The following is a 22,969-nucleotide window of genomic DNA, read 5'->3' as shown; positions in this document are numbered from 1 at the left end:
GCGTGACCCTACAGCTCGACCGCCATCATGACTTCGTCGACGTCGCGTCCCTCCAGCTTGTAGTGGTCCTCGCGAACCGCCTCGATCTCCCAGTCGTGTTCCTCGAGGAAGGCGATCGCCTCCTCGTTCGTGGACGGAACGCTCTGGTAGACTTTCTCGTACTCGTTCGCACCCGCCCACTGGAGTCCTCGCGCGAGGAGGTGCGACCCGATGCCGTGGCCGCGGTACTCCTCGAGGACGCCGACGGTGAGTTCGGCCGTGTGGCTCAGCTTCTCGAGTTCCGGCGCGTAGAGGTGGACCCAGCCGACCACCTCGTCGTCGACGGTCGCGACGAAGAACATGCGCGACTCGAGTTCGTTGTGTCGCAACAGCGTCTCCTCGTGGTCGATCTCGTCGGCGACGGACTCGGCCTCGATGTACGTCTTCTCGGTCGCGACCTGGCGGATCGCGCCAACGATGCCCGTGAGATCCTCCTGTCTGGCCGGTCGGATGTGGAACTCGAGGTCCTCGCTGACGTACTCCTCTTCGGCTCCGGCGTCGATCGTCACCCTGAGCGTTCCGCGTTCTTCCTCGAGGCGTCCGTCTCGCTTTAAGATCGCGACGTGGTGTCTGAATCCGCCGGAGTCGATCCCGAGTCGCTCTCTGACGTCCTCCGGATCGACTGTTCCCTGCCGTTCGACGTACTCGTAGATCCGCTTTCGGTCCTCGTGGCCGAACTCGAGTGGTTCGCTGAGTCCCATGGTATGGAATGGCGGCCCACGCAACTTAACGTTTCGTCGTATCGGGGGCCACTCGCGAGGGACGCCGCCGGCGGTATAATGGTGCGACAGATGAATCCGGCCGGATTTGACCGTGGGGTTCATCTCGACGAACGGTGGGATGCCCGTCGAAAACCGAATCTCGCGCTCGCTGACCGAGCGCTCGCCGAACGAACAGCGATGATCGGACCGGACGAAGCGGTCGCAGTCGGTGGACTCCTCCTCGCGGTCGTGATCGGACTGCTCGCTCACGAGTGGGCACACGCGGTCGTACTCCGACTCGCGGACGTCGAGTACACCGTCTCGTACTTCCCCGGCCGCACCGACGGACTCGTCAGCCTGCTCGCGAGTTGCCCCTGGGCCGCCGTCCACCCGTCCCCGACGGGACGGGAGCCGGCCTGGGTCCTCAGAGTCGCGGCGCTCGCACCGCTGTCGATCGCCGTTCCGGTCTTCGCACTCGTCGCGTTCGACGTCGTCTCGACCGGTTCGTCGCTCGAGACGGCGATCGCAATCGGCCTCCTCGCCTGCGCGATTCCGAGCCCGCAGGATTTCTCCGTCGCGTTCTACGCCCATCGCGTTCTCGAGGAGGTCGACGACGCGAACGCGCGCAGTTCCCGCGCCGACTGACGGTCGCCGCGTCGCCGTGTGCGCGTTCACTACTACCGTCCGTTTCGACGGACGCGGTGCTCGAGCGTTCGGGTTCGTCTCACAAAAGGTGCTGGACCCGACGCGGGGGACGGGTCCGAGCCGGATCACACTGAACGATCACACAGCCACGAGTGACCGCAAGCGCTGATTGAGCACGAGTGATCCACCGGCGTTCACAGGGGTTTTCGTATTCGATGCGACCGGAGTCGGCGTCGATGCCGACGTATGGTCTATGTATCTGTCCAATAATAAACTTAATCGTTCGTGCTATATCGACCGATACTGCATTTTAATATCCACATAATGCATCTATCTGCGAGTTATTTTGAAGAGTTAGTACTTTGGTCCCCGGGATCGAGGGAACTCCGTCCGATGCGTCGATTTCGGACGTCGATCGAACCGGTTGTCGCCGACCGAACCGCCCGCACGGGCACGGTTGGTGTTGGATCCGAAACGAACGTGCGGTCCATCGGAACGGCGTCGTACGTCATCACGGTGCAACCGCTGGGGAGTCGCGGTTGCACCGATAGATCGTCACGTCAGACCGAATTCGTCCGGTGCGATATTCGGACGTTCGATCGTCCGTCGACACCCCCTCGAGCCGATTCAGGGGTCGATCTTGGCCGGCGTCAACCCCTCCGACAGCTCCGCGCTGATGAGGGCCGCGTGACTTCGCCGAAGTCGCTCGGAGAGGGCCTGGTGGGAGACGTCCAGTTCGGCCGCGAGTTCCTCGAGCGTTATCCTGCGGGGGACGTCGAAGTAGCCGTGTTCGTGGGCCGCGCTAATCGTCTCGTACTGGGTTTCGGTCAGCGGCGTCCGAGCGCGGTCGAGATCGTCGAAGCCGGCGACGCGCGTAACGTTCACCTGAAACTCGTAGCGCTGGAACAGTTCGTGACACGCCGACACCGCCTCGTGTTCGTGAAAGAGCAACTGGAGCGACCAGGAGGCGTCCCGACCGCGAGCCGTGAGGATCGCCCCGTCGTTGTCGGTGACGATCTCCTGGAACAGCTTGACTCCGTCTCCAAACTCGAGGCGGAACAGCCACTGATCGGCCTCCTCATCTCCGAACTCGGCGCGGTCTCGATCGCCGGTCAAACTGGCGATCACGTCCACGGACGGATCTTCCTCGAGCGCGTCTTCGACCCTCCGACGATCGGAACCCGACACTCGAACCAGGGGCGGTCCGTCACCGATCAGCCCCGCGATCTGGAACTCGAACGTCGATACGCGATCGAACGTCCGGGCGAATCCGAGTCGATCGGCAGGAATCTCGAGTTCGACGACCGTCGTCATCACCCGAATCCACCACAAGGACGTATAGACGAATTGGGTTTCCGGTAGCCTTTCCCGCCACCCAATCGCCGTGAGTGTCACTCGAAACTGATCCTCTGTTTCGCTAACGTTGGGCTTCAAAACGGAGGACGAACCCCCGTCACGGCCCGCCGTTCGGGCGACGCGTTTTCGCCGACGAAACGGTTCGGACGGACTGTCGCGACGAAGCGATTCGGACGGGCTGTCGGGCCGGTCTCCCGGCGCGACCGCGACACGTCTTGCGGGACAGCGGCAACAACGATAGCCGAATTGCGGCGCTACACGGACCGTCTCAGGCGGGAAGCTCCGTGGGGTCGCGCTCCCAGTGGCGATGCTCGGCGATGGCGTCGACGAACGACTCGGCGAACGCCTCGAGGTCGTCGCCGTCGCCGATCGTCACGACGCCGTGTTCGGAGACGACGCCGTCCCCGTCGCCCGCAACGTCGATACCCGGCAGCTCCACCGCCTCGAGCACGCTCGTCGCGTCGCCGGCGGCGGCGATCGCCTTCTTGTGTTTGAACGCCTCCGCGACGAACTGTTTCGCGCCACCCTGCTCGAGCAGGGCCTCGACGTTCTCCTCGCCGCCGGGGATGTAGACCGCGTCGAACAACACCGACTGGGTCGTCACGTGGCTCTCGTCTGCCTCGATCTCGTCGCCGTTTTCGGCTTCCTTGTCGCCCAGCACCTTCGAGACGACCTTCACGCGAGCGCCCTCGTCCTGTAGCGTCGACCGGACCGCCTCGAGGTGGTCGCCGTCGTAGCCGTCGTCGACGAGGATCGCGATCTTTCGGGTTTCGATGGAGTCCGCGTCGCGGCGCTCGTTGATGCTCAACGCGGGGTCTTCGGCGTCGTGATCCGGCATCTCGTCTCCCGGCGCTTCGGGTGGCTCGACGCCGATTCCCTCGGCGACGCGTTTGGCGAACTCGTGGTCGACGTTGTTGAACAGGTCGTACACCATCCGCTCGCGGATCTCCATCCGGTCGACCTTGCCGAGTTCGAAGTGGGCGGCGTCGACGATGTTTTGCTTTTCGGGTTCGGTCATGCTGTTCCAGAACAGCCGCGCTTGATCGAAGTGGTTCTTGAAGCTCTCCGACCGATTTCGAATCTTTCTGCCGTCGATCTTCTCGGCGAAGTGCTCGTAGCCGCCTTCCTCCGCGGACGCTTCTCGGGGCTCGTCGTCGCCGATCGAGTTCGGTTTGTACGAGACCTTCCCCGAGTTGATTTCCTGGCGCATGAAGCCCGCGCGCTGGTTGTTGTGTCGTTGCGCGAGCGGCCTGTTGATCGGGATCTCGTCCCAGTTGGCGCTGTTGAACCGGTTGAGCTGCGTGTCCTGGTAGGAGAACAGTCGCCCCTGCAACAGCGGGTCGTTCGTGAAGTCGATGCCGGGAACGACGTTTCCGGGGTGGAACGCCACCTGCTCGGTCTCGGCGAAGAAGTTGTCCGGCGTCTCGTTCAGCACCATCCGGCCGATCGGCTCGACCGGGACCTCGGTCTCGGGGACGATCTTCGTCGGATCGAGGACGTCGAAGTCGAACGCCTCGGCCTCGTCCTCGTCGAAGATCTGAACGCCGAGTTCCCACTCGGGTTCGTACCCCTCCTCGATGACGTCGTAGAGATCCATCCGATTGAAATCGGGGTTCTTGCCGGCGATCTTCTGGGTCTCGTCCCAGACGAGCTGCTGGGTACCGTACGCCGGCGTCCAGTGGAACTTGACGAAGTGTGCGTCGCCCTCGTCGTTGACCAGCCGGAACGTGTGGACGCCGAATCCCTGCATCATGCGGTAGGCCCGCGGGAGCGCGCGGCCCGACAGCACCCACATGATCATGTGCGTGATCTCCGGTTTGAGCGACGCGAAGTCCCAGAAGGTGTCGTGAGCTGCCGACGCCTGGGGCGTCCCGTCGTCGGGTTCCGGTTTGATCGCGTGAACCAGATCCGGAAATTCCATCGCGTCCTGGATGAAAAAGATGGGGATGTTGTTCCCGACGAGGTCCCAGTTGCCCTCCTCCGTGTAGAACTTGGTAGCGAACCCGCGGACGTCCCGAACGGTGTCGGGCGATCCCCGCGATCCGACGACGGTCGAAAACCGGGTGAACACGGGCGTCTTCGTGTCGGGATCGGTCAGCACCGACGCCTTCGTCAGCTCGGAGATGTCGTCGAACCCCTCGAGATCCGGGTCCTCGTAGGGTTCGAAGTAGCCGTGTGCGCCGGTGCCGCGGGCGTGGACGACTCGCTCCGGGATCGACTCGTGGTCGAACTGCGTCATCTTCTCCCGGAAGTGGAAGTCCTCCATGATCGTCGGCCCGCGCTCGCTCGCTTTCAGCGAGTTGTCGGTGTCGCTGACGCGCACGCCGTGATCGGTCGTCAGGTACTCACCCTCCGGGCTCTCGCGCACCGCGTCGAGCTGTCGGCGCTTGCTCTCGTCGTCGATTTCCTCGCTGCCGTCGCTCGTTCCCGACCGCGACTCCTCGTTCGAACCCGAGCCGTCGGCCCGCGTCGGACTCGAGTCGGTTCCGTCGGCACCCTCTGACGACGGATCGTCCCTCTCCTCCGTCGTTCGTTCGTCCGCTCCATCCCGTCCGCGCTCTGGATCGTCGTCCGTGGTCATGGTAGGCGTTCCCGGCTCGACCGGGTCACGGCGACTACCGCACCGGACTCACTGGATGCTGTGCATGGAACTGCAAGCCCCGGCGGTGATCAGTGCTCGACGAACTCGAACAGCACCCCGCCGGTGTCGGCCGGATGGACGAACGCCACCGAGTGGCCCCACGCTCCGGGTCGCGGCTCGTCGTCGATCGTCCGAACGCCGCGGTTGCGAACGCGCTCGAGCGCCCGGTCCGCGTCGTCGGTCGCGAACGCGAGGTGGTGGATTCCCTGTCCGCGTCGCTCGAGGTACTGCGCGATCGGTCCGTCCTCGAGCGGTTCGAGCAACTCGACGTAGCCGTCACCGCAGTCGAGAAAGACGAGCAACATGCCGTCGAACTCCTCTTCGTGAACGGTCTCGAGTCCGAAGAGGTCGCCGTACAGCTCGGCGAGTTCGCGCGCGTCGGTGGTCGCGATCCCTGCGTGATCGAAGTGCATGCACGCCCGTTCGTGGAGCGATCCCAAATATCGACGGGATCGGGAGGTCCGGGAACGGCTCGCAGACGGTCTTCTGTCCGTCGGTTCCGGTGCAACCACGAGCGGGCTGCGGTTGTCCCGACAGACGGTGACGGAGCCGTTTCATCCGGTTTACCGTACGTCATTTCCGGCGCAACCGCCGTACGGGTCGCGGTTGCGCCGGTAAATCGTCACAGCAATCCGTATCAGTCGAGGCGCGCAAGCCGGTTCAGCGCGTACACCGTCCGGAGGACGTCGACGCTCTTGCCGCGGTCGAAGACGAGTTCGTCCGTCTCGAGGACGTGAGCCAGCGTGTCGCGGGAGGCGTGTTCTGGCGCGGCCGCGATGCCGGCGCCGGTCTCCGCGATCCACTCCATCACGCGCAGATCGCTCTTGGAGTCGCCCATCACCAGCGCGAACGGATCGTCGACGTCGAGGACGTCGAGCGCCCGCTCGACGCCGACGACCTTGTTCAGCTCGAGACTTCCGATCTCGGCCGCGTCGGCCTCGTAGTAGGCGACGTCGATCCGCTCGAGCACGGACGCGAGTTCGTCGGGAACGTCGTCCGATTGCAGATCCGGGTAGGCACCCTCCCCCTCGAGGACGGTCCTGATCTCGGGGTCCTGGCTCGCGTAGAACGTCCGGGTCCAGTCGACGACGGTCCCGCCGTTCGATCCGATCTCGCCGTCGCCCGCCTCCACCGCCGTTCCGACCGCATCCGCCAGCAGGTCGATCAGGTAGACCAGCGCCTCGTCGATGGTCTCGCGGGCGCGCGACGATCCGGTCTCGTAGTTGGGCTTCATCGTCACGTTGAACTCGTTTCCCTGGAGGTGACAGCCCCGCCGCAGCTCCTCGGGTGCCTCCGGGAGCACGCGCGAGCGCACGTCGTCGAAGACGTCTCTGATCTCTTCTTCGAGGTCCTCGTAGAGGAGCTGTTTCGTCTCCGCGCCGTGGCCGGGCGTGAACACGCCGGTGCCCGCCTCGTAGACGATCGAGAGGTTCCCCGAGTGAACGATCTCGCTGCCCAGTCCCTGGATCGCGAACCCCTTGACGTTCTCCAGGGTCTGGCCCGTACAGATGACGATCGGGACGCCCGCGTCGTAAAACTCCGTGAGGACGTACAGCGTCTCCCGGGGAATCTCGTTGTCGGTGCCCCCGGCCGACCGGAGCGTCTCGTCGACGTCGAGGACCAGCACGTTCACGGCCCGGCCGTACTTCGCCTCGAGATCGAGGGCGGTAAACGCTTGGTCGCGGTTCGCCCGCGAGGCGACTTCCGCGAACGTCTCGCCGGCGGCGAACGCCGAACGGATCTCGTCCTTTCGGTGCTCGAGTTCCTCGGTCGCGCTCTGCCAGTGCTCGAGGGCGACCCGCGAGTCGACGGCGGGAAAGACGTCGACGAACTCCTGGTACTCCCGAAGCGTCTCCGTGTCGTACTCGTCGTACAGGCGGTAGACGAGATCGTATCGTTCCATGTGACGAACACCCTGGCCCCGAGGAGTAAGCGTTTTCGCTGTCCTCGAGGAACCGGATGCCACGGAGGGCGGCGACGCGTCGACCGAGACCGCCGGACGCCCGGCGACCCCCTCCGGGTATTCTCCCGCGTCAACGAACAGTATATAAAAGCGGCGACCGAACTCGCCGATATATGAAGAACGTCGACGACCTGATCGAGAGTGCAGCGGAGCTCGCCGCTCGAGGGCTCTCGAAGGGAGAGATCGCGGACGAACTGAACGTCTCCCGCGAGACCGCGAGCTGGCTCGTCGAACGCAGCGACGCGCAACCGACGGACCGGCCCACGCAGACCGCCGAAGAACACCCCGTCAGCGGCCCACAGGACATCCACGTCGACTGGTCGGCCATCGGCCGCGACAGCAAGCGGATGTGCTACGTCGCCGCCGCGATGGCCGACCTGCTCGCCAAACACGGCGAGGACGTCGACCTGACCGTCGGCATCGAGAAGGCGGGCGGTCCGATCGCCACGCTCGTCGCCCGCGAACTCGAGACGGACCTCGCGACCTACACCCCCGCGAAACACCAGTGGGAAGAAGGCGACATCGAAGACCTCGGCGGGACGTTCTCCCGCAATTTCGCGGGTATCCGCAACCGGGAGTGTTACGTCGTCGACGACACGATCACGAGCGGCACGACGATGCACGAGACGATCGACGCGATCCGTGCCCAAGGCGGAGATCCGCTGGCGTGCGTCGTGCTCGCGGACAAACAGGGTATCGAGGAGGTCGACGGCGTTCCCGTCTACTCGCTGTTGCAGGTCATCAGCGTCGGCAAAGACGAGTGATCGATCGCGGGGATCAGTCCTCTATCGCCAACCCGGCGTGCCAGCGATCGACGCCCGCCTCGCGTTTTCGCTCGTCCATCTTCGCGAGCAGGTGCGCCGCGAGCGACGCGGTTTCTGCTGCTCGCGACTCGCCTTCGGTTCGGAACTCGCCGCCGTCGCGGTCGGCGTACACCGTACAGACCGCGCCCGCGCGGAGCCCGTAGATCGAGGCGAGCGTACAGATCGCGCTCGCTTCCATCTCGATGTTCTTGACGTTCGCCTCGGCGAGTCGGTCGACGAGGTCGGCCGAACCGGCGGCTTCGAACCCGTCGTAGCCGGCCCGTCCCTGTCCGGCGTAAAACGAGTCGGCGCTCATCGTCAGTCCCGCATGGTACTCGTAGCCCAGCCGCTCTGCGGCGGCGATCAGCGCGGAGACGACCTCGTGGTCGGCGACGGCGGGGTAATCCTCCCGGACGTACTCCGCGCTGGTCCCCTCCTGGCGAACCGCGCCGGTCGTGATCACGAGGTCGCCGACGCTCATCTCCGGCTGGATCGCCCCGCACGAGCCCACTCGAAGGAACGTCTCGCAGCCGACCCGCGCGAGTTCCTCGACCGCGATCGCCGCCGAGGGGCTGCCGATCCCCGTCGAGGTGACCGAGATCGGCGTTCCCTCGTAGGTGCCCGTCGCGGTCCGATACTCGCGGTGGTGGGCCATCAGTTCGTGGTCGTCCCAGTGGGCGACGATCTTCTCGAGGCGCTCGGGGTTTCCCGGCAGGAGGACGGTCTCGGCGACGTCGTCCGGACCCACCTCGAGGTGGTACTGTACGTCGGCGTTCGGATCTTCGCTGTCGCCTGGCATCGGATAGGCGCGGTTCGCGGCGACGCCGTATATAAATGGGGGACGGCCGTAGCACGGGTATGGACGGCTCGCTCACCGACACCTACGTCGCGGCGATCCAGCACGATCTCGTCGAGCTTCCCGCGGACGCGACGCTCGTCGGGGTCGTTCGTCGGCCGACGTCGTGGTTTCACGCGACCGTCGACGAGAACCACCCCGAACTCGGTCCGCCGACGGACCTCCTCGAGGCGATGCGCGACGCCGAGGAGGAGCTGAAACTGTGCGGCCTCTGTGCGGAAGGCGCACACAACGCCGCCTGGGACGACGTCGGGTTCGGCGAGCGCTATCGCGACTACCTCGAGCGGTCGGACGACGCGAGGGATTCGCTGGCGGCGCTCGAGGATCGGCTGGCGGCCGGCGAATCGCTGGCGATCGTCTGCTACGAGAACACCGAGAAAAAGCGGTGCCACCGGACGATTTTGCGAGAGCGCCTCGCCTCTCTGCGGTGATGGACTGCGGCCGTCGACGTACCAGCAGTCGCCGCCGTCGAGAGCGAACCGATCCGCCGGCGGCCGAATCACTCGAGGGTGTCCCGTGAGATCGTGTTCGGAATGAGTTCCCCGAGCGTGTACCGGGCAGGCTCCTCGACCCCGTGGTCACAGACCACCGGAAGCTCCTCGTCGCAAAACTCCGCGAGCGTCTGTCGACACATTCCGCAGGGAGTGACGCCGTCGCGTCGGTCGGAGCTGACGGCGAGTCGGGTGAACTCGCGGTGACCGTTTTTGACAGCCTCGGCGATCGCGACCTCCTCGGCGTGGAGGCTGTTGCTGAAGTTGGCGTTCTCGAGGTTGCAGCCGACGAACACCTCGCCGGCCGCGGTCTCGAGTGCCGCCCCGACCCGGTACTCGGAGTAGGGGACGTGAGCGGCCGACTGCACCTCGCGTGCGGCCTCGATCAACTCGCGTTCGTCCATAGCACGCGATACCGTCTGCGAGCGCAAGAAGCCACCGGCGGCCGTCGTCCCGTCGCGAGAGGACTTCGGGAGATCTCGCCGGTCCGATTCCGGGGGCTACGCAGCGTCGTCGACCGCCGTCTCGACGACGTCGCTCGCGCGTTCGACCAGGTCGTCGACCTCGTCGCTTTCGGCGTAGATGCGAACGTACGGCTCGGTTCCGCTCGGGCGCACGAGGATCCACGACGCGTCGGAAAACTCGAGGCGAACGCCGTAATCCGTGTCGACGGTCGCGTCGGGAAACGTCGCCGGGAGTTCCGTCTCGAGGGCGGCCATCGCGTCGGCCTTTCGTTCGTCGGGACAGTCGACGCTCACCTTCCGGTACGGCCGTTCGGTCACCGGCGCTCTGAGGGCGTCGGTGTCGCCCGCGCCGGCGACGAGCCCAGCGACGAGCGCGGCGCTCGCGACGCCGTCGATCCAGCCGCCGAGGGCGGGGTGTACGTGCTTCCAGGGTTCGGCTGCGAAGACGACCGCCGTGTCGTCGTCGGCCCGCCGGCGCTCGCGAGCGATTCCCTCGTGCAACGCGCCCAGCCGGACTCGTTCGACCCGGCCGCCGGCGTCGCGGACGCGCTCGTCGATGCGCGCCGAGGCGTTCGGCGTCGTGACGACGACCGGATCGGCGGCGTCGCTCTGGGTCACGTAGTGTGCGGCGACGACGGCGAGGACGGTGTCTTCGTGGATCACGGCCCCGTCCGGTCCCGTGACGACCAGTCGGTCGGCGTCGCCGTCGTGGGCCAGGCCGACGTCGAACGTCCCGCTCGCGAGAAACGACGAGAACTCGCTCAGCGTCTCCGGCGTCGGTTTGCTCGGCCGCGCACTGAAGTGACCGTCGACGTTCGCGTTCACCGCGACGACGTCGGCACCCAGACGCTCGAGCACCTGTGGCGTGGCGAGCCCGCCCATCCCGTTTCCGCAGTCGACCGCGATCGAGAGTCCCGCGAGGACGTCGCCGCGGTCGTCGTCCCCGACGAATCGGCCGCGGACGTACGCCGTGACTGCGTCGCGGTACTCCTCGAGCACGGCGAGGCGGTCCGAGTGACCCCACTCGTTCCACGGCGCTGGCTCGGTGTCGTTCGCGTCGACCGCGGCTTCGATCGATCGCTCGGCCTCGCGGTCGTACTCGACGCCGTCGACGAAGAGTTTGATCCCGTTGTCCGACGGTGGATTGTGGCTCGCGGTGAGCATCACTCCGCGACGGCCGCGCGAGGCGAACGCGAGCGCGGGGGTCGGAACTCGTCCGATCCGGTAAACGTCGGCGCCGGCGCTCTCGAGTCCGGCCTCCATCGCGGCGGCGAGCGCCGGACCGGTTTCGCGACCGTCTCGGCCCACGACGAACGTTTCGCCCGGTTCGCCCGCGGCCTGACCGACGGCCAGCGCGAGCGACGGCGTGATCTCAGCGACCGGACCGCGAATTCCGGCGGTCCCGAACAGCGTCATGTGGGGTCGTTTCCCGAGGAGGCACTTATACTGTCCGCTGAGAGAAGAGGTGCGACTATCGCTGCGACGCGAACCGAGGACGGTTGCGGACGGAAGCGACTCGAGTGTGAACCCTACTCGGGAAGGTCGTCGATCAGGACGACGGCTTCGCCGTCGATCACCGTCGCGTCGTCGTCCTCGTTGCGGATGGTCGTCTCGAGCCGGTACTGGTCGCGGCCGAGGTCTTCGACGACTTCGACGCGCGCGGAGACGCGATCGCCGATGCCGACCGGCGCGGTGAACTCGAGGTCCTGGGAGAGATACACGGTGAGACCGGGGAGTCGGGCGAGGGCGGCGCTGATGAGCCCCGAAACGAGCGTCCCGTGAACGATCCGTTCGCCAAAGCGCGTCTCCGTCGCGAACTCGTCGTCGAGGTGGAGGCGGTTCGTGTCGCCGCTGATGCTGGCGAACGCTCTGACGTCCTCGTCCGAGATCGTCTTCGCGAACGTCACCGTATCCCCCACGTCGATCCGGGTCGGATCGTCGACGGTTCGCTCGAACGCCCAGTCGAGGTCGGAGTGCGTAACCGACGGAACCGAGGCGGACGTCGTTTTACCGTTCGATCGAGCGGCGGTCGTATCGGGAACCATCGCGGAGAACGCGGCGCGGTTGGCGGCGGCCGCACCCTGGAAGAAGCTCCGGGTCATCGCCGTCCACGCGTTCGTCATGGCGGCGAAGTTGTTCCCCCCACTGTTCTGGTGTGACATCTGCTCGATGCTAGGGCTGGAGGATTTATCACTCTTTGGCTGCATCACTCCGCTGTTATCAGGCGATCCGGATCCGATCGTTTCGCCCCGTTTAACGACGTATTACCGGCCCCCGCTGCGAGTAAGTGACTATTGTCGCGACCGTTCGAGTATCGAGACGGTTTCGCACCGGCGTCTCGACCGGACTGGTGGTTCCTCGAGTCGGATCGCAGGTATTGCGAGGGATCCGATCCGGGTCCCGGAACGCCAGCGAACTGCCGACGCCGCGATCGACCGCGGTGCGGACTAAGGCCATCACGTTCGCGCCCCCGCCCAACTGAAACCATCTAGTACCATTTGATGGTTTCTAGTGGAAAGCCTTATCCCGTTCCCCCACGTTCACTCGAGTGATGACGGACGACTCCGACCGATCGCTCTGGTTCCCGCCGGCCATGTTCGGCCAGCAGATGCAGGAAGCGGGCGAGCAGGTTGCTGAATCCCAGCAGGAGATGATGCGCCAGTTGATGGAAGCGAGTACGAAGACTCCCTTCGACGACGCGGGCGCGTTCGGGCCGATGAACATGGGAACGGCGACGTTCAAAGCCCGCGTCCAGAGCGGCGGTCGGATCAGCATTCCCGAACCCGAACGGGACGCCCTCGACATCGAAGAGGGTGACATCGTCCAGACGATCGTCGTCCCCGTCAAACGAAACCGAGAGGAAACACAATGACTCAGAACCCACTCACCGCGTTCTTCGACGCACAGCGCACCGCAGTCGAACAGACCCAGCACCTCACCCACGACGCCCTCGAGGCCCAGCGAACCTCGATCGGCGCGTTCGCCGACGCACTCGAGGCGTCGAGCTCGCTCGCGACGTCCAACGCGGAACTCTCCCGCGGAGCCGTCCACGCGTACTTCGACGCCCTCGAGTCGACGATGCCCGAAGGGGCCGCCGAGTTCGACGAACTGCGAGAACTCGCCGACGAGAGCGTCGACTCCGCGACCAGCGCGCAGTCGGAGTCGATCGCGGCCGTCGTCGAGACGCTCGAGGAGTCCGAAGCCGCCTACGACGAGTTCGCCGCGAACTACTCCGAGATGGTGGACGCCTCCTTCGAGTCGTTCCTGCAGGCCCACGAACAGCTCGAGCACAACGTGGCGGTCGCGGCCGAGAACGTCGAAGAGACCGCCGAGGAGTTCGACGCGTCGGCCTGAGTCGACCCACCTCAGCCTTTTCACAACTCCACCCCTATAGGTAACCAATGTCCGATTCAGAGCAGCCTCCGGCGCAGAACTGGAACGCGGTCGTCGAACAGTGGAACGAACAATTCATCGAGGCGTTCGAGGACAACGTCGAGGCCCAGGCCCGGTTCGTCGAGAGCTGGTCCGAAACCGTCGGCGAGCTAAGCGAGGACAACGAGGTCTCGGACGGACTCGAGGGCTACGCCAGGGCCTACGAGACCTGGATGAACGCCTCCAAGCAGATGGTCGAGCGGATGAACGACAGCCTCGAGGGCGAAGACGTCGACGCCGAGGAGTTCCGCGACGTCTGGCTCAACACGGCCAACGAGGCGTTCAAGGAGGTCATGTCGACGACCGCCTTCGCGAAGATGACCGGCGAGACCGTCGGCGACGTCCTCGAGTTACAACAGCAGGCCGACGAGACCGCACAGGAGACGCTTCGCACCCTCGGCTTCGCCACCGAGGAGGACGTCCTCGAGATCGGCGACCGCCTCGTCGAACTCGAACGCCGCCAGCACGACGTCGAGCGAAAGCTCGACCGCGTCCTCGATCACCTCGAAGACGAGGACCAAGAGTGAGCCACCACGAGCCATGAAAAATCCGTACGCAACCGCACTGGACTTCCAGCGACAGGCCTGGGAGGCCACCGCCAACCTGGCGGACAAGAGCCGAATCGCCCCGGAGCGCACCGAGACGATCGAGAACGTCGACGTCGGATCGACGCCGAGCGAGGTCGTCTACGGGGAGAACAAGCTCGAACTCCTCCACTACGAGCCAAAGACCGACGAGCAACACGACGTGCCGATCCTCGTCGTCTACGCGCTCATCAACAAGCCGTACATTCTCGACCTCCAGCCCGACCGATCGGTCGTCCAGACGCTGCTCGAGGCCGGTTTCGACGTCTACCTCATCGACTGGGGCGAACCGTCGAAGCTCGACCGGACGCTCGGCCTCGACGACTACGTCACGCGCTACATCGACAACTGCGCCGACGTGGTTCGCGAGCGCTCGGATCAGGATGAGATCAACGTCCTCGGCTACTGCATGGGCGGGACGATGTCGGCGATGTACGCCGCGTTGTTCCCCGAAAAGGTCAAGAACCTCGCGTTGATGGCCTCCGGACTCTGTTTCGCCGGTGAGGGGGGCGTCCTCGAACTGTGGGGTGCCGAGGAGTACTACGACCCCGAGACGGTGACCGAGACGTTCGACAACGTCCCCGCGGAGTTTCTGGACGTCGGCTTCGCGCTGATGGATCCCGTCGCCAACAACGTCACGAAGTACGTCCGCTTCTACGACAACGTCGAGGACGAAGACTTCGTCGAGAACTTCGCCCGGATGGAGCGCTGGCTCGACGAAGGGATCGACGTCGCCGGCCGCGCCTACGAGGAGTTCATCCGCGACATCTACCAGGCGAACAAACTCCACAGAAACGAACTCCACCTGAACGGCGAACGCGTCGACATCACGAACGTCGAGATGCCCGTCCTCCAGATCGTCGCCGAGTACGATCACCTCATCCCGCCGGGTGCGTCGAAGCCGTTCAACGAGGAAATTCCCGCCGAGGACACCGAGATCCTCGAGTTCCCGACCGGCCACATCGGCATGTCCGTCTCCTCGCGCAGCCACGACGAACTCTGGCCCGAGGTCTGTGACTGGTTCGAGGCACGCTCGAACGGTGCCGGCGTCGAGTCTGAGCCGGAGACGCCCGAACCCGACGAACCGGACGCCGCGCTGGCCGAAGACGTCGCTGGCGACGAGCGCGGACCCGACGACCTCGAGAACGGGGTCGACGCCGAGTCGATCGCCGGTTCGACCGGGAACCTCGAGTCCGCTTCTGACGCCGACCTCGAGGCCGAAACGAGCGAGTACGTCGGCGACGAGCGCTCCGACGAGGAGATCGAAGCGCGCGGCGAGTCCGACGTCGACGACGAGCCCGCCGAGCCCGGTGAGATGACCGTCGACGAGGAAGTCGTCGAGGAGGTCGCAGACGACCCCGATACCGTCGACGGGAGCGGGGGCGACGAGGAGTCCGCGATCGACGCCGAAACGGACGATCTGACCGACCTCGACGGCGTCGGTCGGGCGTACGCGAACGTCCTGTCCGAGGCGGGCGTCGACACGTTCGACCAGCTCGCCGAGGCGGACACCGCGGAGCTCGCGGCCGAAACGGGGCTGTCGCCGAGTCGCGTCGACGACTGGATCGAGCAGGCGCGCGAGCGCTGACGCGAATCGACCGTCTCGGTTCGTCCGTCGTTCGATATCCGAGGCCGACTCGAGTTCGGTTCGGAAACGCCGACTCGAGTTCGACGACCGGGGCTGGCGGGACGGCCCGTCGCGGCCACAGGTTCTTATATACTGTCGGAGGTAGAACGTGGTCCTAGCCATGTCTATGGACGGACGGACGTGCGTGGTCACGGGATCGGCGCGCGGCATCGGACGCGGTATCGCCGAGTACCTCGGCGCGGAGGGTGCCAACGTCGTCATCAACTACCGCTCTTCCGAGGAGGCGGCGAACGAGGCGATCGACGCGATCGAAACCGCAGGCGGGAGCGCAGTCGCCGCGCGGGCCGACGTCACCAGCCGGGTGGAGGTCGAGGAGATGGTCGATATCTGTCACGACGCGTTCGGTCCCGCCGACGTGCTGGTGAACAACGCGGGAATCACGGCCGACACGCAGTTCGTCGACATGACCCCCGAGGAGTGGGATCGCGTGATGGACGTCAACCTCGGAGGGACGTTCAACTGCACCCAGGCGTTCTACGACGACATCTGGAACGCGAACGAGGGGCGACTGATCAACATCTCGAGCGTCGTCGGCAAACAGGGGAACTTCGGGCAGGCCAACTACGCCGCGGCCAAAAGCGGACTGTTCGGATTCACGCGCACCATCGCCCTCGAACTGGCACAGGGCGGTTCGACGGCCAACTGCGTCGCGCCCGGATTCACCCGGACGGACATGTTAGAGAGCGTTCCGGAGTCCGTCCTCGAGCGCATCGTCTCGGGCATCCCGCTCGAGCGCCTCGCCGAGGTCGAAGACGTCGCCGCAGTCGTGCGGTTTCTCGCGAGCGAAGCGTCGTCGTACGTCACCGGCGAGGTGATCGACGTCAACGGCGGGATGGATCTGTGAGGCGATTCAACAACGTTTTTACTCGCGCTCGCGCTTCGAAGTCGTATGAGCGAACGCGAGGTGCTCGAGTCCCTTCGTGAGAACGCGCGGTACTCCGCGGCCGACATCGCGCGAATGACCGACCTCGAGGAGAGCGAGGTCGAGGCGGTAATCGAGGAACTCGAGGCAGCGGGCGTGGTCCGTGGGTACCAGCCGGTGGTCGACTGGGACAAACTCGAGGACGAACGCGTCCGCGCCGAAGTCGAGTTGAACGTCAGGCTCGACCGCGAGACGGGATACGGCGACATCGCGGAGCGCCTCGCACGGTTTCCGCAGGTCAGAGCGCTGCGGCTGGTCAGCGGCGACTACGACTTCGACATGGAGGTCGAGGGCGATTCGATCCGCGAGGTCTCCCAGTTCATCAGCGAAAAGGTCGCGCCGGTCCCCGAGATCACCCAGACGGTCACCCACTACGTGATGACCTCCTACAAGGAACACGGGATCGAACTCGGCGACGGCGACGACGACGATCGGCTCTCGGTCTCGCCCTGACCATGACGATCGAACTCTCCGACCGGGTGCAGGCGGTTCCGCCGTCAGGCATTCGGCGCTTTTTCGAGATCGCAGAGGAGCGCGACGAGGTCATCTCGCTGGGCGTCGGCGAACCCGACTTCTCGACGCCGTGGGCCGCTCGCGACGCCGCGATCGCCTCCCTCGAGCGCGGCAAGACCTCCTACACCGCGAATCGAGGAAAACGCGAACTCAGGGAAGCGATCGCCGGCTACGTCGCGGACCGATTCGACTTCGACTACGATCCCGACGAGGAGATCATCGTCACCGCCGGAGCGAGCGAGGCGGTCGATCTCGCCTTTCGAGCGCTCGTCGATCCGGGCGACACCGTCGCGATCGCCCAGCCGGCGTACATCTCGTACGAGCCGGGCGTGATCTTCGCCGGCGGCGAGGTGCTCTCCGTTCCGACGAACGAACGGGACGAGTTTCGACTCACCGTCGAGGCGCTCGAGGACGCGGGTGCCGAGAACGCGGACCTACTGGTCCTCTGTTATCCCAACAACCCGACCGGCGCGATCATGCGCGAGTCGGACCTCGAGCCGATCGCGGAGTTCGCGCGCGAACACGACGTGACGGTCCTCTCGGACGAGATCTACGCCGAGTTGACCTACGACGGTGAGCACGCATCGATCGCCACGTTACCGGGCATGCGCGAGCGAACGATCGTCTTCAACGGCTTTTCGAAGGCCCACGCGATGACCGGCCTGCGGCTGGGATACGCGCTCGGCCCCGCGGACGTCGTCGGCGCGATGAACAGGATTCACCAGTACACGATGCTCTCGGCGCCGACGACGGCCCAGTACGCCGCGCTCGAAGCCCTCGAGTCGTGCGAGAACGACGTTCGCGAGATGATCGATCAGTACGATCGCAGGCGGCGGTTCGTCCTCTCGCGCTTTCGCGAGATCGGAATGGACGTCTTCGAGGCGAAGGGTGCGTTCTACTGTTTCCCCGAGGTGCCGGAGAGCTTTACGTCCGAGGAGTTCGCGGAGGCGGTGCTCCGAGAGCAGGGGGTGGCCGTCGTCCCCGGCGACGTCTTCGGCGAGGGCGGCGAGGGGCACCTGCGGGTCTCGTACGCGACGGGGCTCGAGGAACTGCGGGAGGCGCTGGTCCGGATCGAGGCGTTCGTCGACGAGCACACCTGAGCGGCGAGGGTTCGGTCCTCGCGTGTGAGCGTCCGTCGACGACCGCGTTCTCACGGCGACCGATTCGACGAATCGGTTTCCAGTCCGATCACCGGTACAGCGAGACGTACAGCATGCCGAAGCCGACGATGAACGGAATCGTCTCGACGATGTAGAAGACCGTTATCGGCGAGGTAATCTGTGAGACGATCGTCGTCATCCCGACGCCCATGCTGAGAAACGCGAAGCCGATGAACGCCGACTCGAGACGCTTCGACGGGTTGGCGCAGTACGACTGGAAGCTGATGAGCGTCAGCCCGAGCGCGAGCGCGAACACCGTCATCTGCATCAGCATCAACAGGACTTCCGCGAGCTGGCTCTCCATGAGCATCAGGAGGGTCTCTCCCAGCTCACTCATCGGTGGTACCTCGTCGGGCGGTCGGCGAATCGATCGTCGTCATCGTCGGCGGTCGGTAGCTCGAGTTCATTTGACACCGAGGTCGTCCCAGAGACGGGAGAACCGGTCCGGCAGGTTCTCTTCCCGGAAGATGCGAACGTCGTACTCGTCGTCCTCGAGCGAGATGACCGTGCTGTTGAAGTTGCACGTGTACTCCTTGTAGTGGTTGCCGTCGTCGGCGACGAGCGTCCGTTCTTTGATGAGGTCGTACTCCTGGAGGACGTCGATACGTCGGTAGATGGTCGGTTGAGAGAGATCCAGTCGGTCGGCTAGTTCCTTCGCGGAGCCCGGTTCGCGACTGATCGACGCGAGTACGGTCCGGGCGTGTTCGTCCCCGATCGTGTTGAGGATCTCTTCGATGGGGGCCTCATCATCCATGTATGATTCCTCTGGAACTCTCAAGCAAAAGGTTTTCTGGGTTGATCAAACAGTCACGATCGCTTTCGCTTTCCACCGCGTGTCGCTGTTCCAAGGTGTTGGTTCCCGCCGGGTAATTCGACAAACCCCGTCCGATGGGTTCGTTTCCGACTGTGTCGGGCCGCCTACTCCGACGAATTTTGGCCGACCATTGGTGTAAGATAACACATGTTTTTCCGGCTCTACTCCGGCGAGACTCCTGTCGTTCGATTGGGCTTTCTCAATCAGCGAAAATACCTTTATATAGCAATTATCCCCGTACGAAGTCGCTGTCGACGTTATATGATGGGGAGATACGATACACGGGTATGGCAACGACTAATGACGTCTCGAACGGGATGACCGAGCCCTGCGAAGTTTGCGAAACTGACACGTTACACGAAGTGACCGTCCAGCTCATCACCGAAGGCGGTGACGGAAAGAACGCGCGATACTCGCGCGAGCCCTACCGCGTCCGGGAGTGTCTCCGGTGTGGGAACCGCGACAGCAAGCGGATGAACAACGCCTGATTTTTCGAGTGCGTTTGCGTTTTCGCGGTCGGACACCCGCTCCATCACGTCGATCCGTGACCGCGTCGTCGAGACGTAGCCGGTGCTCCCCCGATCACTCGTCGTCGCTCCGGCGGGTTTCGACGATTCGGTACAGCACCGTTCCGAAGCCTGCGACGGTCAACACGAATCGCTCACCGGTAGCGGCGATCGGGAAGACGCGCTCGACGTCGGCAGGCGGCTCGTCCCGGGTCGGATCGAATCCCGTCGAGTAGTGCGTGTCCGCGGTCGTTCCGCGCACGGTCGACTCGTCGACGCCGCCCGTCTCCGAATCGATCTCGACGAACGTCTGGACGAGTCCGCGCTGGTCGGTGACGAGTAGCGTTCCCGAGAGGTCGTAAAATCGGTCGTGAACCGGCCAGAAGAGGTTGACTCCGTTGAAGAACGCGTCGAGTAGAATGTGCGCGAACAACACCGTGACGAGCGTCACCCACGCCACGCGGTAGCCGTACTCGCCCCAGCGTTCGAGGACGAACGATCGATCGCGAAGTTTGACGTCCCACAGTAACAGCGCGGCGGGCACGAGGACGATCCAGACGTTGTGAAACGCCGCGCGGTGGGTTCCGGGCACGTAGATGCCGATCAGCGTATCGAGGTCGATGATCGCCGTCGCGCCCATGACAATCAGGATCGCTTTCGTGTCGAACCGATCACCCAGCAGCGCCGCCCCCATCATTCCAGCGATCGCGACGTGGACGATTGTCGATGGCATATCGATCGTCTGGAACCGTCGTCGCTTTACTGTTGCCCGCGACCGAGCGGCCGGCCGTCGAGTCGTCTCGTCCGCCGGCTCGGAGGGGGCGGCCGGAACCGGCGACTCCGGTAGCTACTTGAGGCGACCGCGTGACCGACGCACATGGGCGGACGCGGACCGAAACGGGAACTCGCGGAGAAGATCGCCGGAGAGATTACCCTGAGCGACGATCCCGGGGCAACGCTGCGTAAGTGGCGAACCGACTTCGACGTCTCCCAGACGGATCTCGCGGCGGAACTCGACGTCTCTTCGTCGGTCATCTCCGACTACGAAAGCGGCCGCCGAGAGAGTCCCGGCATCGGCGTCGTCGGCCGTCTCGTCGAAGGACTGCTCGAGATCGACGAGCGCAGAGGCGGCGACCGAATCCGACAGTACGGACGCGTGCTCTCGGCCGGTTTCGACAGCGACGTCGTCCTCGATCTCCGGGAGTACGCGACGTCGATCCCCGTCTCGCGGCTGCACGACGAACTCGAGGCGACCGAGATCGTCACCGGGAACACGAGCCACATCAGCGGTCACACCGTCGTCGACAGCATCGAGGCGATCACCCGTCTCTCGAGCGAGGAGTTCTTCCGACTCTACGGCCAGAGCACGAACCGCGTGCTCGTGTTCACCAACGTGACCCGTGGAGAAGGCGTCGGTATCGCACTCCGGGTCGTCAACCCGACGCCCAACGCCGTCGTCCTCCACGGGCTCGAGGAGGACGAACTGTGGGACCACGCGCGAGACCTCGCGCGCATCGACGGCTACTCGCTGGCCGTGACGACCGCGCCGCTCGAGAACGTTCTCGAGCGGCTCGTTTCACTCGAGTGAGTTCCGCGTGCGGTATCGACGATGATCCTCGCACCGATTTTCGACGACATCGATCGAACCGAACGGGCGACCATCGGGCTCACGGCCGCCTACCTCGCGACGCTCTCGGCCGTTTGGCTCGTCGACGAGCCGATCGTCTGGCTCGCGTGGGCGATCGGCGCGGTCGCGGTCTCAGGGGCGGCGATGATCGTCGCCAATCGCATCCGGTCGATCGAATAGGTGCGTCCGCGTTCCGCGAGATCGCTCCCGTCCGAATCCCCGTCGCACCTCGAGTGCGAAATCAGGCGATCTGGTCTTCGTACTCCGCGGCCGACAGGAGCTCCTCGAGTTCGGCTGCGTCGTCGGGATCGATCTCGAGCATCCACCCCTCGCCGAACGGATCGCCGTTGACGAGTTCGGGCGCGTCGAACAGCGCCTCGTTGACCGCGACGACCTCGCCGGCGACCGGCGCGTAGAGATCGGAGACGGCCTTGATCGATTCGACGATGCCGAACTCGCCTTCCTGTGTCACCGACTCGCCCTCGTCCGGCAGTTCGACGAAGACCACGTCGCCCAGTTCGTCCTGAGCGAAGTCCGTGATTCCGACGCGAACCGTCCCGTTCGTCTCGAGTGCCCACTCGTGTGATTCCAGATACCGCCTGTCCGATGGTACGTCGAAGCTCATGTTATGCTGTGTCGATAAACGGCGTGGGTTCGACTCTTGCCTTTTTCGACTGGCCGCGAACGACGACCCGCAGGGTCGTCCCGGGCTCTGCGTACTCGATCGGCACGTAGCCGAGGCCGATCGCCTGCTCGAGGGTAGGACTCATCGTGCCGCTGGTGACGGTTCCGACGACCCGGTCGTCGGTGTTCGTCACGTCGTACCCGTGGCGCGGAACGCCGCGGTCGATGAGCTGAAAGCCGACGAGTTTCTCCTCGACTCCGTCCCGTTCGATCCGCTCGAGTGCGTCCCTGCCGACGAACTCGGTGTCGAGCGCGACGGTGAAGCCGATCCCCGCCTCGTACGGCGTCCGGGGGTTCGACTCGGGATCGAACTCCTGGCCGGCGAGCAGGAAGCCGGCTTCGATCCGGAGCGTATCGCGAGCGCCGAGCCCGCAGGGCTGGCAGTCGAACGCCGACCAGATCCGCTCGGCCTCGTTCCAGGGGACGATCAGTTCGAAGCCGTCCTCGCCGGTGTAGCCGGTTCGGGCCGTCCAGCACTCGACGCCGTCGATCGCCGCGTACTCGGCTTCGAATCGCGAGCGGTCGGCCACGGATCCGTCGATCACGTCCTCGACCAGTTCCGGGGCGGCCGGTCCCTGGACGGCGAACATGGCGTACTCGTCGGTGCGGTTGTCGACGGTCGCATCGAGGCCCCACTCGTTTCGGAACTCGATCCAGCGCTCGTGGGTCGCCTCGTCGGTTCCGGCGTTTGGAACGAAGAGGTACGTCGCATCCCCGTCTTCGTCGGGGAGCCGGTAGACGACGGTGTCGTCGAGAATAACGCCGTCTTCGTCGGTGATCGTCGCGTACTGACTCTCCCCGACGTCGAGTCGCGTGACGTCGTTGCTGGTGAGTCGTTGCATCAGCGACGCCGCGTCCGGGCCGGTGACGTGAATCTGGCCCATATGCGAGACGTCGAAGATACCCGCTTCGGTGCGCACGGCCGTGTGTTCCGTACGAATCGAGTCGAACTCGACCGGCATGTCCCAGCCGCCGAACTCCGTGAACTTCGCGCCACGCTCGTCGTGGATCCCACGCAACGGCGGCGTCTGAAGCGGCATACTCGAGCCGACACCGCGGATACAGTAATGTCTTTTCGTCGCCTCGAGAGGCGGGCGGTCCGTTGGTCACCGTTGCGACG

27 protein-coding genes are annotated in these 22,969 nt (G+C 65.0%); 13 read left to right on the top strand and 14 right to left on the bottom strand.

What is annotated here, in order from left to right:
- Window positions 1-8 precede the first annotated feature (8 nt).
- Window positions 9-740 carry a GNAT family N-acetyltransferase gene (locus tag EA472_RS18055; protein WP_124192904.1) on the bottom strand — a complete coding sequence of 244 codons (732 nt, stop codon included), beginning with the start codon at window positions 738-740 and terminating at the stop codon, window positions 9-11.
- A 198-nt stretch (window positions 741-938) separates the two neighbouring features.
- Between EA472_RS18055 and EA472_RS18050 the strand changes: the two genes are divergently transcribed.
- Entirely contained in the window at window positions 939-1,385 is a 447-nt protein-coding gene (locus tag EA472_RS18050; protein WP_124192940.1) for a hypothetical protein, read from the top strand.
- Window positions 1,386-2,012: 627 nt separating this feature from the next.
- Here EA472_RS18050 and EA472_RS18045 read toward each other — a convergent pair.
- The 4 genes from EA472_RS18045 to EA472_RS18030 form a co-directional block, all read right to left on the bottom strand.
- Window positions 2,013-2,699, bottom strand: a complete 687-nt coding sequence (locus EA472_RS18045; protein WP_124192903.1) for a helix-turn-helix domain-containing protein — start codon at window positions 2,697-2,699, stop codon at window positions 2,013-2,015.
- Window positions 2,700-3,009: 310 nt separating this feature from the next.
- On the bottom strand, window positions 3,010-5,322 hold the full coding sequence (locus tag EA472_RS18040) for a catalase (protein WP_124192902.1): 2,313 nt from the start codon (window positions 5,320-5,322) through the stop codon (window positions 3,010-3,012).
- Between the two features lie 89 nt (window positions 5,323-5,411).
- The gene (gene mce / locus EA472_RS18035; RefSeq protein WP_124192901.1) at window positions 5,412-5,795 is read right to left on the bottom strand and encodes a methylmalonyl-CoA epimerase; all 384 of its coding nucleotides are present in this window, start codon (window positions 5,793-5,795) and stop codon (window positions 5,412-5,414) included.
- Window positions 5,796-6,019: 224 nt separating this feature from the next.
- Window positions 6,020-7,285, bottom strand: a complete 1,266-nt coding sequence (locus tag EA472_RS18030) for an HAD family hydrolase (RefSeq protein ID WP_124192900.1) — start codon at window positions 7,283-7,285, stop codon at window positions 6,020-6,022.
- Window positions 7,286-7,458: 173 nt separating this feature from the next.
- Here EA472_RS18030 and gfcR point away from each other — a divergent pair, with 173 nt between their 5' ends.
- Window positions 7,459-8,109, top strand: a complete 651-nt coding sequence (gene gfcR, locus EA472_RS18025; protein WP_124192899.1) for a transcriptional regulator GfcR — start codon at window positions 7,459-7,461, stop codon at window positions 8,107-8,109.
- A gap of 13 nt (window positions 8,110-8,122) precedes the next feature.
- On the opposite strand, the gene EA472_RS18020 is transcribed toward gfcR, so the two are convergent.
- A complete protein-coding gene (locus tag EA472_RS18020; RefSeq protein WP_124192898.1) occupies window positions 8,123-8,947 on the bottom strand; it encodes a nucleoside phosphorylase in 825 nt (274 codons plus the stop codon).
- A 59-nt stretch (window positions 8,948-9,006) separates the two neighbouring features.
- Here EA472_RS18020 and EA472_RS18015 point away from each other — a divergent pair, with 59 nt between their 5' ends.
- Window positions 9,007-9,435 carry a DUF488 family protein, N3 subclade gene (locus EA472_RS18015; protein ID WP_124192897.1) on the top strand — a complete coding sequence of 143 codons (429 nt, stop codon included), beginning with the start codon at window positions 9,007-9,009 and terminating at the stop codon, window positions 9,433-9,435.
- 68 nt (window positions 9,436-9,503) lie between these two features.
- Here EA472_RS18015 and cdd read toward each other — a convergent pair whose 3' ends face one another.
- The 3 genes from cdd to EA472_RS18000 form a co-directional block, all read right to left on the bottom strand.
- Window positions 9,504-9,899 carry a cytidine deaminase gene (gene cdd, locus EA472_RS18010; protein WP_124192896.1) on the bottom strand — a complete coding sequence of 132 codons (396 nt, stop codon included), beginning with the start codon at window positions 9,897-9,899 and terminating at the stop codon, window positions 9,504-9,506.
- Between the two features lie 96 nt (window positions 9,900-9,995).
- Complete coding sequence (locus EA472_RS18005) at window positions 9,996-11,375, bottom strand: phosphomannomutase (protein ID WP_124192895.1); 1,380 nt, start codon at window positions 11,373-11,375, stop codon at window positions 9,996-9,998.
- Window positions 11,376-11,488: 113 nt separating this feature from the next.
- Entirely contained in the window at window positions 11,489-12,121 is a 633-nt protein-coding gene (locus EA472_RS18000) for a MaoC family dehydratase (protein WP_124192894.1), read from the bottom strand.
- A 389-nt stretch (window positions 12,122-12,510) separates the two neighbouring features.
- Between EA472_RS18000 and EA472_RS17995 the strand changes: the two genes are divergently transcribed.
- The 7 genes from EA472_RS17995 (at window position 12,511) to EA472_RS17965 (ending at window position 18,158) form a co-directional block, all read left to right on the top strand.
- Entirely contained in the window at window positions 12,511-12,831 is a 321-nt protein-coding gene (locus tag EA472_RS17995; RefSeq protein WP_124192893.1) for an AbrB/MazE/SpoVT family DNA-binding domain-containing protein, read from the top strand.
- Window positions 12,828-13,313, top strand: a complete 486-nt coding sequence (locus tag EA472_RS17990; RefSeq protein WP_124192892.1) for a hypothetical protein — start codon at window positions 12,828-12,830, stop codon at window positions 13,311-13,313. The genes EA472_RS17995 and EA472_RS17990 overlap by 4 nt, the downstream gene beginning before the upstream one ends.
- Before the next feature lie 47 nt (window positions 13,314-13,360).
- Window positions 13,361-13,918: a poly(R)-hydroxyalkanoic acid synthase subunit PhaE gene (locus EA472_RS17985; RefSeq protein WP_124192891.1), complete on the top strand. Its 558-nt coding sequence runs from the start codon at window positions 13,361-13,363 to the stop codon at window positions 13,916-13,918.
- A gap of 13 nt (window positions 13,919-13,931) precedes the next feature.
- Window positions 13,932-15,563 (top strand): class III poly(R)-hydroxyalkanoic acid synthase subunit PhaC, encoded by a 1,632-nt coding sequence (gene phaC / locus EA472_RS17980; RefSeq protein ID WP_124192890.1) that lies wholly within the window; start codon window positions 13,932-13,934, stop codon window positions 15,561-15,563.
- 160 nt (window positions 15,564-15,723) lie between these two features.
- Window positions 15,724-16,467, top strand: a complete 744-nt coding sequence (locus EA472_RS17975) for a beta-ketoacyl-ACP reductase (protein ID WP_124192889.1) — start codon at window positions 15,724-15,726, stop codon at window positions 16,465-16,467.
- A 45-nt stretch (window positions 16,468-16,512) separates the two neighbouring features.
- Complete coding sequence (locus EA472_RS17970) at window positions 16,513-16,998, top strand: Lrp/AsnC family transcriptional regulator (RefSeq protein WP_124192888.1); 486 nt, start codon at window positions 16,513-16,515, stop codon at window positions 16,996-16,998.
- A 2-nt stretch (window positions 16,999-17,000) separates the two neighbouring features.
- Window positions 17,001-18,158, top strand: coding sequence for a pyridoxal phosphate-dependent aminotransferase (locus EA472_RS17965; protein ID WP_124192887.1), 1,158 nt, complete (start codon window positions 17,001-17,003; stop codon window positions 18,156-18,158).
- 88 nt (window positions 18,159-18,246) lie between these two features.
- On the opposite strand, the gene EA472_RS17960 is transcribed toward EA472_RS17965, so the two are convergent.
- Together EA472_RS17960 and EA472_RS17955 are read right to left on the bottom strand one after the other, a co-directional pair.
- Window positions 18,247-18,522: a DUF7521 family protein gene (locus tag EA472_RS17960; RefSeq protein WP_124192939.1), complete on the bottom strand. Its 276-nt coding sequence runs from the start codon at window positions 18,520-18,522 to the stop codon at window positions 18,247-18,249.
- A gap of 99 nt (window positions 18,523-18,621) precedes the next feature.
- Window positions 18,622-18,972 (bottom strand): ArsR/SmtB family transcription factor, encoded by a 351-nt coding sequence (locus EA472_RS17955; RefSeq protein ID WP_124192886.1) that lies wholly within the window; start codon window positions 18,970-18,972, stop codon window positions 18,622-18,624.
- A 347-nt stretch (window positions 18,973-19,319) separates the two neighbouring features.
- Between EA472_RS17955 and EA472_RS17950 the strand changes: the two genes are divergently transcribed.
- Window positions 19,320-19,520 carry a DUF7835 family putative zinc beta-ribbon protein gene (locus EA472_RS17950; RefSeq protein ID WP_124192885.1) on the top strand — a complete coding sequence of 67 codons (201 nt, stop codon included), beginning with the start codon at window positions 19,320-19,322 and terminating at the stop codon, window positions 19,518-19,520.
- A 94-nt stretch (window positions 19,521-19,614) separates the two neighbouring features.
- Here EA472_RS17950 and EA472_RS17945 read toward each other — a convergent pair whose 3' ends face one another.
- Window positions 19,615-20,271 (bottom strand): metal-dependent hydrolase, encoded by a 657-nt coding sequence (locus EA472_RS17945; protein ID WP_124192884.1) that lies wholly within the window; start codon window positions 20,269-20,271, stop codon window positions 19,615-19,617.
- A 144-nt stretch (window positions 20,272-20,415) separates the two neighbouring features.
- On the opposite strand from EA472_RS17945, the gene EA472_RS17940 reads away from it, so the two are divergent.
- Both EA472_RS17940 and EA472_RS17935 read left to right on the top strand, forming a co-directional pair.
- Window positions 20,416-21,126 carry a helix-turn-helix domain-containing protein gene (locus EA472_RS17940; RefSeq protein WP_124192883.1) on the top strand — a complete coding sequence of 237 codons (711 nt, stop codon included), beginning with the start codon at window positions 20,416-20,418 and terminating at the stop codon, window positions 21,124-21,126.
- 21 nt (window positions 21,127-21,147) lie between these two features.
- A complete protein-coding gene (locus EA472_RS17935; RefSeq protein WP_124192882.1) occupies window positions 21,148-21,345 on the top strand; it encodes a hypothetical protein in 198 nt (65 codons plus the stop codon).
- 61 nt (window positions 21,346-21,406) lie between these two features.
- On the opposite strand, the gene gcvH is transcribed toward EA472_RS17935, so the two are convergent.
- Together gcvH and gcvT are read right to left on the bottom strand one after the other, a co-directional pair.
- The gene (gcvH, locus tag EA472_RS17930; protein WP_124192881.1) at window positions 21,407-21,790 is read right to left on the bottom strand and encodes a glycine cleavage system protein GcvH; all 384 of its coding nucleotides are present in this window, start codon (window positions 21,788-21,790) and stop codon (window positions 21,407-21,409) included.
- 1 nt (window position 21,791) lies between these two features.
- The gene (gene gcvT / locus EA472_RS17925; RefSeq protein ID WP_124192880.1) at window positions 21,792-22,889 is read right to left on the bottom strand and encodes a glycine cleavage system aminomethyltransferase GcvT; all 1,098 of its coding nucleotides are present in this window, start codon (window positions 22,887-22,889) and stop codon (window positions 21,792-21,794) included.
- Window positions 22,890-22,969: the final 80 nt, after the last annotated feature.

The organism is Natrarchaeobius oligotrophus, from assembly GCF_003841465.1.
In the GTDB taxonomy this organism is placed as follows: domain Archaea; phylum Halobacteriota; class Halobacteria; order Halobacteriales; family Natrialbaceae; genus Natrarchaeobius; species Natrarchaeobius oligotrophus.
This window is presented reverse-complemented; position numbering and strand designations above follow the sequence as displayed.